The 11,802-nt window shown below is 29.6% G+C and carries 12 protein-coding genes; 8 read left to right on the top strand and 4 right to left on the bottom strand.

Annotation, left to right across the window (positions count from 1 at the left end):
* Positions 1–449 precede the first annotated feature (449 nt).
* From KPL38_RS19960 to aroD, 3 genes are all read left to right on the top strand, one after another.
* Positions 450–572, top strand: a complete 123-nt coding sequence (locus tag KPL38_RS19960; RefSeq protein ID WP_281419323.1) for a hypothetical protein — start codon at positions 450–452, stop codon at positions 570–572.
* Between the two features lie 110 nt (positions 573–682).
* Positions 683–1,204, top strand: a complete 522-nt coding sequence (locus tag KPL38_RS04950) for a DUF421 domain-containing protein (protein ID WP_216287755.1) — start codon at positions 683–685, stop codon at positions 1,202–1,204.
* 98 nt (positions 1,205–1,302) lie between these two features.
* The gene (aroD, locus tag KPL38_RS04945) at positions 1,303–2,064 is read left to right on the top strand and encodes a type I 3-dehydroquinate dehydratase (RefSeq protein WP_216287753.1); all 762 of its coding nucleotides are present in this window, start codon (positions 1,303–1,305) and stop codon (positions 2,062–2,064) included.
* A gap of 13 nt (positions 2,065–2,077) precedes the next feature.
* On the opposite strand, the gene dhaS is transcribed toward aroD, so the two are convergent.
* Complete coding sequence (gene dhaS / locus KPL38_RS04940; RefSeq protein WP_216287749.1) at positions 2,078–2,653, bottom strand: dihydroxyacetone kinase transcriptional activator DhaS; 576 nt, start codon at positions 2,651–2,653, stop codon at positions 2,078–2,080.
* 602 nt (positions 2,654–3,255) lie between these two features.
* On the opposite strand from dhaS, the gene KPL38_RS04935 reads away from it, so the two are divergent.
* Positions 3,256–4,635: a sugar porter family MFS transporter gene (locus KPL38_RS04935; protein WP_312884154.1), complete on the top strand. Its 1,380-nt coding sequence runs from the start codon at positions 3,256–3,258 to the stop codon at positions 4,633–4,635.
* Positions 4,636–4,794: 159 nt separating this feature from the next.
* Here the strand turns inward: KPL38_RS04935 and KPL38_RS19955 are convergent, their stop codons facing one another.
* Both KPL38_RS19955 and KPL38_RS04930 read right to left on the bottom strand, forming a co-directional pair.
* Complete coding sequence (locus KPL38_RS19955; protein ID WP_281419322.1) at positions 4,795–4,917, bottom strand: hypothetical protein; 123 nt, start codon at positions 4,915–4,917, stop codon at positions 4,795–4,797.
* A gap of 350 nt (positions 4,918–5,267) precedes the next feature.
* A complete protein-coding gene (locus KPL38_RS04930; protein WP_216287747.1) occupies positions 5,268–5,462 on the bottom strand; it encodes a hypothetical protein in 195 nt (64 codons plus the stop codon).
* Positions 5,463–5,796: 334 nt separating this feature from the next.
* On the opposite strand from KPL38_RS04930, the gene adhE reads away from it, so the two are divergent.
* The 4 genes from adhE to KPL38_RS04910 all read left to right on the top strand — a co-directional run bounded on the left by adhE (position 5,797) and on the right by KPL38_RS04910 (position 10,637).
* The gene (gene adhE, locus KPL38_RS04925) at positions 5,797–8,409 is read left to right on the top strand and encodes a bifunctional acetaldehyde-CoA/alcohol dehydrogenase (RefSeq protein ID WP_216287745.1); all 2,613 of its coding nucleotides are present in this window, start codon (positions 5,797–5,799) and stop codon (positions 8,407–8,409) included.
* A 205-nt stretch (positions 8,410–8,614) separates the two neighbouring features.
* Positions 8,615–9,262, top strand: a complete 648-nt coding sequence (locus KPL38_RS04920) for a redox-sensing transcriptional repressor Rex (protein WP_216287743.1) — start codon at positions 8,615–8,617, stop codon at positions 9,260–9,262.
* Between the two features lie 26 nt (positions 9,263–9,288).
* Positions 9,289–9,795 carry a hypothetical protein gene (locus tag KPL38_RS04915; protein ID WP_216287741.1) on the top strand — a complete coding sequence of 169 codons (507 nt, stop codon included), beginning with the start codon at positions 9,289–9,291 and terminating at the stop codon, positions 9,793–9,795.
* A 383-nt stretch (positions 9,796–10,178) separates the two neighbouring features.
* Positions 10,179–10,637, top strand: coding sequence for a hypothetical protein (locus tag KPL38_RS04910; RefSeq protein ID WP_216287739.1), 459 nt, complete (start codon positions 10,179–10,181; stop codon positions 10,635–10,637).
* A gap of 660 nt (positions 10,638–11,297) precedes the next feature.
* Here KPL38_RS04910 and KPL38_RS04905 read toward each other — a convergent pair.
* Entirely contained in the window at positions 11,298–11,492 is a 195-nt protein-coding gene (locus KPL38_RS04905; protein WP_216287737.1) for a hypothetical protein, read from the bottom strand.
* Positions 11,493–11,802 lie beyond the last annotated feature (310 nt).

The following is an 11,802-nucleotide window of genomic DNA, read 5'->3' as shown; positions in this document are numbered from 1 at the left end:
AAGGAATGTTAAATTTAATTAACATATTCCTTTATCCTTTTTATATTTTAAGGGTTACTTAAATTTGCAAGTTACTTATATTATTAGGATATATTAAACTACACGTCTACACGTAGGGAGATTTTGTTCTTGGATATTTTTTTGGATTTTAATATATTTAATATATTGAAACACCCATTAATTATATCGTTTTTATAAGAGTTAAATTCACATATAAAGTATTGTAGAAAGTGGGATATATTCATTAAAATGTTGTGAGTTGTTTAAGCACACTTATAGGGGGTAATGCACTTATCTATTTATGTCTAGGTTCGGGTGTTCACTTTTTAATAAGAATTAGATTTTTTTAAATTAGGCATATTAAAGACATGTTAAAATACTTATTTAATTGTGGAGACTAAGTGCAGAAGTAACTTCCTTTCAAGCATTTGCAATATCAGTAGTAGGATGTGCGTTGGTATATGCGATTAGTAGGGGCTGATACTGCCATAGCTATGGGAGTACCTAACGGTGTTTTCTGGATGGCGGATATGCATTTCTTGGATTTTCAGTTCGACCCAATAGCATTGTAGTCGGGGTAACTAATTGCATTTTTTATTAGAGTAATATAACATTGACATTATTATTGTATGAAACTTTGTTATAATGGTTCTTATAATAATTAATTAAGTTGAGGTGGGGTATGACAATATTATTATTTTCATATTTGAAGATATTTTTAAGTTGCATAAGTATATATATTTTCATTGTAGTTGCTATAAGGTTGTTTGGTAAAAATGAATTAGCTCAATTATCTGTAATTGATTTGGTATTTATTTTGCTTATAAGTAATGCTGTTCAAAATGCAATGGTAGGTACAAATTCTACATTAGGTGGCGGATTAGTAGCAGCAACCTCATTATTTGTTGTAGATTATCTGTTTAAATTTGTAATGTATAGATTTCCTAAATTTAACAAACTAATTCAAGGAGAACCATTAATGTTAATATATAATGGCAAAATCAACATTAAAAATATTACTAAAGCTAAAATATCAATGGAAGAAATTATGGAAGTAATAAGAGAACATGGAGTAGCAAAGATAGATCAGGTGAATTTAGCCATATTAGAAGTTGATGGAAATATAAGTGTAATGTCGAGTGGGTTCGGGCATAAAACCATGAAAAAGAGAAAAGCACATAAGGCAATTACAAAGAGTACATAATCAGCAGCTACTCAAATTTTTTTGTATTAATATTTTTTAATGATTTTTTATTTTGTATTTGATACTTTACTTAATATATACAAGGAAGGGCGATATATATGAAAAAAGTAATTAAGATTAAAGATGTTACACTTGGGGAAGGGCTACCTAAGATTTGTACATCGCTGGTTGGAAAGACTACTCTAGAGCTTGTAGAGGAAGCCGATTTTCTAAAAGATTTTGATTTAGATGTTATAGAATGGCGTGTAGATTTTTTTGAAGATGTTATGAATATAGATAAAGTTATGCAGGCATTACGATTAATTAGAAAAATACTAGTTGATAGGCCAATTATTTTTACATTTCGAAGTGCTAAAGAAGGAGGACAGAAAAAAATCAGCAATCTGAATTATGTTAAATTAAATAAATCAATTATTGAAACAAAACTTATTGAAATTATAGATGTTGAGTTATTTAACGACGAAAAAGATGTAAAAGAATTAGTTAAAGTGGCACATGAAAATGGAGTAGTGGTTATTATATCTAATCACGATTTTTATAAAACCCCAGAAAAAGAGGAGATTATATTACGATTATGCAAAGCTCAAGAGTTGGGGGCAGATATTCCTAAAATTGCAGTAATGCCTACTTGCGCAAAGGATGTAATTACACTCTTAGATGCAACACGTATTATGAGTGAAGAATACGCTAAGGGACCTATTATTACAATGTCTATGGCTAAAACGGGTGTCATAAGCAGAGTGTCAGGGCAATTGTTTGGATCTGCATTAACATTTGGTGCAGTTAAAGAAGTTTCTGCACCGGGACAAATTTCTATAAAAGAGTTACGTAAAATAATTAAGTTACTCAATAATATGTAAATAGGAGTTATATTTAATTCTGATGGTGATAATTAGAAAATCTAGTTAGAGCGCCGAGCATGCTTCCTTCAACTACATCATTAAGTTTGTCTACCATTAATTCCGGTGATTCTTTCATACTGTCTTTTATCCATTGTATGGTTATACCTACAAAGGCATGAGTGTAAAAATCTGCTATAAAGTTTTTATCAGTAGGGGTCACATTTAGATTAGATGATATATCATTTACAACACCCATAATAAGATCATAGGTTTTTTCAAAAAGATATCCATCAAATCCATTTTGACCTGGAGTATTAACAGCATTGGTATAAAATGACTTGTTATTCATGAAATATACTAATGTTTTGTACATGCCATCAGTCCAGTGAGCATAGTTTTTACAGTCTGATATACTTTCTATGGCTTCACTATAATATATCCAATTTACAAGGTCAAATTTGTCTTTGAAATGATAATAAAAGGTTTGTCTGTTAATTCCACAGTTATTAACGATTTCACGAATTGTTAATTTAGCTAAAGGGATTGTTTCCATTAATTTTTTAATAGATAATGCAAGAGCTTTTTTTGTTATTTGAGATTCTGACATTATATTCACCTACAAATATGTGTATTAGTAAAAAGTAATAATGGAACAAGCGTTTCCACAATGTTTTACTAATTTTATTATAACAAAAATAATTCAAGCATTCAACAAAAGACTGGTAACATGGCTAAATGATTATTAACACAAATATTTATTATATAAAGCTCTAATTATAATTAAAGGGAAACAGGGTATTATCAATAGTTTTAACACAGGGATGGATTTGAATATATAATTTTTCTTCAAAAATACTTTTTAAAATGCATTGAAAAAGTATTTTTGAAGTGGTATACTAAATTTATTAAAACAACTCATGAGGTTTTTTAATAAATATGAAACCGTTTAATGTGCTAATAAATTTACAAGTAAATAAAATATAAATTAGGAGTTGGTAATAATTTATACGAAAAATTTTAATAACCATGAAACCGTTTAACGTTTTTAGAACCATATATTAATAAATCTACAAGTAAACAAAATATAAAATAGGGTATGGTAATAACTTATGCGGAATTTTTTAATAATCATGAAATCGTTTAACATTTACAAAACCATGCATTAATAAATTTACGAATAAATTAAATAAAATATAGGAGATGCTTTCAGTGAGGGTAAAAAGGAAAATTAGTAGTTCTTTAATATATGTTTTTGGAGCACTTGGCGGACTTTTGTTTGGTTATGATACTGGAGTTATTTCAGGAGCAATTTTGTTTATTCAAAAACAAATGAACCTTGATTCATGGCAACAAGGCTGGGTTGTTAGTGCTGTATTAATAGGGGCCGTTCTGGGGGCTGCAATTATTGGGCCAATGTCTGACAAGTATGGACGTAGGAAATTGATTTTATTATCATCAATTATTTTCTTTGCTGGTGCACTTGGATCAGCATTTTCTCCAGGGTTTTGGGCATTAATTTTGTCACGTATTGTTCTTGGTATGGCAGTAGGGGCCTCCTCCGCTTTAATTCCAACATACTTAGCTGAATTATCACCTGCGGATAAACGTGGTTCTATGTCAAGCTTATTCCAGTTAATGGTAATGAGCGGTATTTTATTAGCCTATATAACTAACTATAGTTTCTCTGGTTTGTATAGTGGTTGGCGTTGGATGCTTGGATTTGCGGCTATCCCAGCTGCAATTCTTTTCTTAGGAGGTCTTGTAATACCAGAAAGTCCTCGTTTTTTAGTTAAAGATGGTAGGATTGATGAAGCTCGAGATATTTTAGAACAAATGAATAAACATAATAAAAGCGTTGTTAATGGCGAACTTATGCAGATTAAAAAACAAGCTGAAATGAAAAGTGGTGGAATTAAAGAATTATTTGGTGAATTTGTTCACCCAGCGTTGGTTATTGGTGCTGGACTAGCTATTTTTCAACAGGTTATGGGTTGCAATACAGTTCTTTACTATGCACCAACTATCTTTACTGAGGTTGGATTTGGGGTTCAAGCGGCTTTGCTTGCGCACATCGGAATTGGAATTTTTAATGTTATTGTTACTATTATAGCTGTCTTGATCATGGATAAAGTTGATCGTAAAAAGATGTTGATTTATGGAGCTATTGGAATGGGAACTTCATTATTAATTATGAGCGTTTCAATGAAGTTCTCTCATGGGTCATTAACTGCTGCAATTATTTGTGTTATCGCATTAACAGTTTATATTGCATTTTTCTCAGCTACTTGGGGACCTGTAATGTGGGTTATGATTGGTGAAGTATTTCCTCTAAATATTCGTGGACTCGGCAACTCGTTCAGTAGTGTAGTTAATTGGGGTGCTAATATGATTGTATCATTAACATTTCCTCCATTACTGAATTTCTTTGGGACTGGTAGTTTATTCATAGGTTATGGTGTACTTTGCTTTGTCTCGATATGGTTTGTTAGTTCTAAGGTATTTGAAACACGTAATCGTTCTCTTGAAGAGATTGAAGCTACACTTAGGGCACATGCTAGTAAGAACCATAAGCAACATATTAGTGGCTAGAATTCTAGATGAAATATATTCAATTAAATAGTGACTTATTGCACATAATGAAGTTGCAATGAGTTATAAACTAAATATAGTGCTATAACAAATGTCGTGAAATGAATAATTTCACGACATTTGTTTTGCATATATCACTACATGGTATATACAACTTTATTATGTTGTATGGTCTTTTGGTATAATTCCTTTGTCTATAAATAATTTTTTTATCTCATCTTTATGGTGGTTATTTTCTTTTAGTATTTCTTTTATTTTTAATTCAGATATAGAGTCTTTCATATTCTCATCTCCCTTTTTCCGAATACTTCAAACTTTTTTCTACAGAGATAGAAATATTTGTATAAACTTGTAAGTCTTATTTTTAACAAGTTATGAAGCAAGTTTAATGGTCAGACCGCTAAACTTACTTCATAATATCACATTATTTGTAATATTTCTACTCAAACTTATATGTTTTTAATGTTCATTTATAATTTTTCAATGACTAACACTAGAGCATAGCATTAGTACAAATTAAAAATAAAATTTACAGGTTAAGCTGATAGAAGCAGATATAAATATTTGTTCTTGCTGTGGCAAAGGCAAAATAATTACAAAAGGGAAGGTGTATCGCCAAAACTTTTAGCTATTTAAATAACTAAACCCCAAATACAACTTGTACCAGCAAGAGGAACTGAGACTGTTTTGTCAAATCTAATATTCGCTTGTATTTTCACAACTAAATCTTCAGCAACTGTTATATGTTCAGCGTATCTGCCATTGGAAGGAGTATTAGGTCTTGCTAATAACAGGCATACAAAAAACTGAATGCGTAATAGGATCATTAACCAATTACATTGAAATTTAAAAAATCAACATTTAGTTCAACATCTATTATTTAGGCTAAAATAAATATAAATGTAAACGTAAATGTCGTAGAAAATGATTGTTAAATGTTTGACAAACACATAGTACTGATATATACTAACCTAGAACTTAAATAAGTGATAATTTATAATATTACCAGTATTAGTGCATAATTAAAATTTAACCACAATATATTATATAAAATCGCTGTATAACATTAGCTTATCTTTGAATATGATACATATGTGTGTTAAATAAATATCAATATGTTGAACTTAAAATAATATAAATTCAAAAAAGGAGTATGTATATATGAAATTAACAAACGTAGAAGAATTAAATATGAAACTTAAAAGTGTAAAAGAAGCTCAAAAAAAGTTTTCAACTTATACTCAAGCTCAAGTAGATGAGATTTTCAAAAAAGTAGCAATGGTAGCATTAGAGGCTAGAATATCCCTCTCTAAAATGGCAATAGAAGAAACTGGTATGGGATTACTAGAAGATAAGGTAATCAAAAATCATTTTGCAGCAGAATATATCTACAATAAATATAAAGATGAAAAAACGTGTGGTGTTATCGAAAGAGATGAAACTTATGGTATAACTAAAATTGCAGAACCAATAGGTGTTGTAGCAGGTATAGTACCAACTACAAACCCTACATCAACAGTAATTTTTAAATCATTGATATGTTTAAAAACAAGAAATGGCATAATATTTTCTCCTCATCCAAGAGCAAAAAAATCAACAATAGCAACAGCAAAATTGCTTTTGGATGCTGCAGTTAAGGCAGGAGCACCAGAGGAAATAATAGGTTGGATAGATGAGCCTTCTATAGAACTTTCACAAATACTTATGAGTGAAGCTGATGTGATACTTGCTACCGGAGGCCCAGGAATGGTTAAATCAGCCTATTCATCAGGAAAACCAGCTATTGGTGTTGGACCAGGAAATACACCAGCAATAATTGATGAAAGTGCAGATATAGAAATGGCTGTAAGTTCAATAATACTATCCAAGACATATGACAATGGTACAATATGTGCTTCAGAGCAAGCTATAATAGTGTTAGATTCAATATATAGTAAAGTAAAAAATGAACTTATTAAAAGAGGAGCATACATATTAAATCAGGATGAAATAGATAAGGTTAAAAAGGTTATGTTTAAAAATAATAGGATTAGTCCAAGTATAGTTGGAAAATCTGCTTGTGACATAGCCAAGTTAGCAGAGGTTAATGTACCAGAATGGACAAAGGTACTTATAGGAGAAGTTGAATCAGTTGAACTAGATGAACTATTTTCACGTGAAAAATTATCAACAGTATTAGCTATGTATAAAGTAAAAAGTTTTGATGAGGCTTTAGAAAAAGCAGAAAGACTAATTGAATTAGGTGGCATGGGACATACATCTTCATTGTATATAGATTCTATGAAGGAAAAAGAGAAAGTAGAAAAATTCAGTTCTAAAATGAAGACTGTAAGAACTTTTATAAATATGCCTTCAGCTCAAGGGGCTAGTGGTGATTTATTCAACTTTAAGATAGCACCTTCATTTACCCTAGGTTGTGGATTTTGGGGCGGAAATTCAGTGTCAGAAAATGTAGAACCTAAACATTTGTTAAACATAAAAACAGTAGCAGAGAGAAGGGAAAATATGCTTTGGTTTAAAGTACCAGAAAAAATATACTTCAAATATGGGTGTTTGGAATCTGCACTTAAGGAATTAAAGAATATGGGTAAGAAGAGAGCATTTATTGTAACTGATAAAATGCTTTATGAATTAGGATATGCAGACAAAATAACAAAAGTTCTTGAAAAGATAGGTATAAGCTTTAAGGTGTTCTCAGATGTTCAGTCGGATCCTACACTTGGATGTGCTTATGAAGGGGCTAGACAAATGCTTGATTTTCAGCCGGATACTATAATAACAACTGGTGGAGGATCTGCTATGGATGCAGCTAAAATCATGCAAGTGTTATATGAACATCCAGAAGAAAAGTTCAATGAGCTTGCAATGAAATTTATGGATATAAGAAAGAGAATACATCATTTTCCAAAGCTTGGAATTAAGGCTATGTTAGTAGCGATACCAACAACTGCAGGTACTGGTTCAGAAGTAACACCATTTGCAGTTATAACAGATGAGAAAACAGGAATGAAATATCCACTTTCAGATTATGAATTAACACCTAATATGGCAATTATAGATGCAGAATTTATGATGAATATGCCAAAAGGGCTAACTGCAGCTACAGGAATAGATGCATTAAGTCATGCTATTGAAGCCTATGCATCTGTAATGGCTACTGATTATACAGATGGATTAGCACTTCAAGCAATAAAAATGATATTTGAATATTTACCAACAGCATATAGTGAAGGAACTACTAATATACTCGCCAGAGAGAAAATGGCACATGCATCTACAATAGCAGGTATGGCATTTGGAAATGCATTTTTAGGAGTAAATCATTCAATGGCGCACAAATTAGGAGCACAACACCATATGCCTCACGGTATTGCTATTGCTGTATTGCTTGAGGAAGTAATTAAATTTAATGCAGTAGATATTCCAGTAAGACAAGCTGCATTCCCACAAAATAAATACCCAGATTCAAAAGAAAGATATGCTTGTATTGCTAATTATTTAAATTTAGGTGGGAATACAGATGATGAAAAAGTAGGTTTATTAATAAAATCAATTACTGATTTAAAGAAAGAACTAAATATTCCGTTGACGATAAAAGATGCTGGAGTTAAAAAAGAAGATTTCTATTTAACATTGGATGATATGTCTGAGAAAGCGTTTGATGATCAATGTACTGTTGCTAATCCTAGATATCCTATGATAAGCGAAATAAAACAGATGTATATAAATGCTTTTGGTGAAATTAAACCACAAGTAAATCAAAATGAAAAGTAATTTATATACAAGTTAAAACTTGTATAATGATGAAAAGGCTACTAAAGATTTTTATAACCTTTAAGTAACCTTTTTGTTTTCTTATATAAGAAGGTTGTGTAATTCTAATCTATCTTGAAAACCCACCTCTGTATCTTGCCCTAAGTATACCAATATTTTTACTATTTTGTCTAAAATTATGAATATTTGCAAAGGAGAGTTAATTGTGGAAATTCAAAAAACTATACCAATTACGGTTATTCGAAGACTACCTAAATACCATAGATATTTGAGAAAATTTATAATTAATGATGTGGTTACAATATCTTCAAGAAAATTAGGGGATAAAATTGGTTTTACAGCTAGTCAAATAAGACGAGATCTAAGTTATTTTGGTGAATTTGGGACACCGAGAATAGGTTATAACGTTAAAGAATTGTTTATTGAAATTAGTGGGATATTAGGACTATTTAAAGAACATAATATGATCATAATAGGTGCAAAGAATATTGGAAAAGCTATTGCTAAATATACTAGATCTCAACAATTAAATTTTAAATTGGTTGGTATTTTTGATACTGATCCAAACCTTATAGGATCAACAATTCAAGATATAGAAGTAATAGAAATAGATAAATTAGTAAGTTTCTTAAAAGTAACACCAACAGATATCGGGATAATTTGTATATCAAAAAAATATGCACAAACGGTCACTGACATGATGGTAGAAAATGGAGTTAAATACATATGTAATATTACACCTGTGGATATAAATGTACCACAAGAAATAATTTTAGAAAATATAAATTTAAATGATAGCTTGTTAACACTTAGTTGTTTAATGAATGACAGTAAGTTAGTTGGAAAAAGATAAAATCAGATTTGAAAGGTGGTAACAAAATGGAAAAATCAGCTGTACAATGTTTCACAAGTGCACTTAAAGAATGGGATAAGGTTACAGGTGAAATTGGAGGTACTCCGTTTAACTCACTACTACACTTCATTAATTGTGAGTTATGTGATGATCCACTAGAATTTTCATGCAGTGCTACAAACCAGGAAAGGCTTAAAGACATAGAAAATAGGAGTATGTACCTTATAAAGAAACAGAGGGTGCGTGAGACATTTTTGGTAACAAGTTTAATTAATTCTGTTACTAAATTTTTAGATATCAAGATTGATTCTACATTAGATAAAATACAAATGCCCAACAAAATAGATAAAAATCATGAGGAAAAATCACAAAAATTACATTCCAACGAATATAAGGATTTAGTAAGTAATGCAGAAAAAAATGTTGCGAAAAATGAATATTTTAAATGGAAAAGTATTGTTGCTAATGACTTAAGTGAAGAAAAAATAGAAAGATTGGGAAGTAGGCTTAAATGTCCTGCTCTTAACTGCTAAAGTTTCAATGATTGCTAATAGCTATATTCATGTGACTAGGTAATCTAAGCAATTCAAGATAATATTTCATACGTTGATACAAGGGCATATCCATGGCGGATATACCCTCTTTTTTATATTTAATGGAGCAATATTCATAGAGAATTTGCTAAAGTATTTAGCAGGGTTTAAATCAAATAATAATAGAAATATATTTATAGTATATAAAGACTAAAATTAATCTAAACAACTTTAATATAGCATTTATGGTACTTGTTCTGAGATATTATTGGTTTAACCTTGGCAAAAGTCATGGTTTAACAACAAATAGATAAAATAGTAATTATATGGTGGCTTATTGCATATATGTATAAAGTATTAAATATGTTATAGGGGGTATTGTAGTGGAGCAATTAAGAATTTCAAGAGACTTAAAACTAAGAAATATAGAAATCTTTAGAATTACAGAGGGACATTTGGAGTTGCCTATTAGTTATATGTTACTTATAGATTTAAAAAGATCAAACACATTAGAATATTTTGAGTATCTTGAAGACGTAGAGGATAAAGATGATTTCGGAAGAAATAATTCTGTCAAAGTGATATATATTTCAAATAAGGAACTTCAGAAAAGTAGTAAAGAAGAATTGTTAAGTATTGCAGAAGGATTCTTAGACAATAAAGATGAGTGTTGGGATGCACGTTTTAAGACAATAGATGATAATCTGTTTGAATATATCTCGCATTCATTAAAAACCGAATTAGAATATATTCAAACAATTCTGGAAGAGTTTAATATAGACATAAATATAGATTTACTTAATACTTGTGAAAATAAGCTCAATTTATTATCGCAAAATTAGCCCATATAAAGTGCATTTTTGAATAGGTTTGGATTAGTAATAATGATACGTAGTTACCGTGATAGTATTAAAAAATGGAATTAATGAGTCAAACAATATTAGATGATTGTAATAAAATAATCAATTTAATGGATAATCGTGATAGAGAAATAGACTCATTAATTTAATATAAGATAAAAAGACTATACGGAATTAAAACTGTATAGTCTTTTGTATTTCCCCATATACTCTATATAATACTTTGGTTATGGGTTAAGCGTTTATCTTCATTATGCTAATAATTAAGTTTAATTGCCGCATTCTCTAATGCTACATAATAGTTGCTATTTGTATATACCTGTGTATCAAAATACTTTATTAAACTATGTGTGCTTATATTCTGCAATTGTTTTTGTACTGCTCTAACGGTTATATCAAATATTTTTGAGTTAACTTGATGCTATTTTCTAAAGTGTACATTTTATGTATAATTATATATCTTCTTTGAAATGTAAAAGTTATCCATTATTCCTATTATGTCTTTCTTGTTTTTCGTAAAGGTTATATTATTGTTATATTGGGTAATGGTAGCATTCCTGTGATGTACTGAAAAACAACTTGAAAAGTTGGAAAACTATAATAATAAAGTGGCATTTTTGATAAATATCCTTTCATATTTTTTTATTTCTTACACTTGTTATCCTTTTTAATTTTTATAAATTTATCAGCTATTAATTTACCTAAAAATAATAGTGGTAACAGTATTAGAATAAAGATTACCATGCCAAAAGCGCTATCAGTTTTAATACCACGTGTAATAAATATTGATAAAAACAACCACAAAATTCTAAATGCCCAATATAAATATTTTCTCATATAATTCTCCTTTTGTATCTTTGAGTATTAAAGAAAGTCTTTTTATAAAGACTTTCTCGATTAACCTGTAAAAAGAGTTTTGCTTAAGCTCCAAATTCTTCATGAAAAAATTTGTTGCAATCTCTTGAGATTCTTTCTTTTGTAATTATAACAAGATTAACTAGAACATATATAGTAGTTGATAATTTCTTTGTTCTAGATTATTTGCTTATGATAATTTAAATAGGCACATTTATAAGCTACTGTTTTTTATTATTTAGTAATAAATGATATTATATAGGTGTAATAATGGCTATTTATAATTATATAA

It is taken from the genome of Clostridium psychrophilum, from assembly GCF_018861705.1.
Classification (GTDB): Bacteria; Bacillota; Clostridia; order Clostridiales; family Clostridiaceae; genus Clostridium_AD; species Clostridium_AD psychrophilum.
The sequence above is the reverse complement of the archived record's forward strand: the minus strand, read 5'-3'. Positions and strand labels throughout refer to the sequence as shown.

Bases quoted from the DNA above. Each gene is read 5' to 3' on its own strand.
- KPL38_RS04950 (WP_216287755.1), top strand. From the start codon at position 683: ATGACAATATTATTATTTTCATATTTGAAGATATTTTTAAGTTGCATA.
- aroD (WP_216287753.1), top strand. From the start codon at position 1,303: ATGAAAAAAGTAATTAAGATTAAAGATGTTACACTTGGGGAAGGGCTA.
- dhaS (WP_216287749.1), bottom strand. From the start codon at position 2,653: ATGTCAGAATCTCAAATAACAAAAAAAGCTCTTGCATTATCTATTAAA.
- KPL38_RS19955 (WP_281419322.1), bottom strand. From the start codon at position 4,917: ATGAAAGACTCTATATCTGAATTAAAAATAAAAGAAATACTAAAAGAA.
- KPL38_RS04930 (WP_216287747.1), bottom strand. From the start codon at position 5,462: ATGATCCTATTACGCATTCAGTTTTTTGTATGCCTGTTATTAGCAAGA.
- adhE (WP_216287745.1), top strand. From the start codon at position 5,797: ATGAAATTAACAAACGTAGAAGAATTAAATATGAAACTTAAAAGTGTA.
- KPL38_RS04915 (WP_216287741.1), top strand. From the start codon at position 9,289: ATGGAAAAATCAGCTGTACAATGTTTCACAAGTGCACTTAAAGAATGG.
- KPL38_RS04905 (WP_216287737.1), bottom strand. From the start codon at position 11,492: ATGAGAAAATATTTATATTGGGCATTTAGAATTTTGTGGTTGTTTTTA.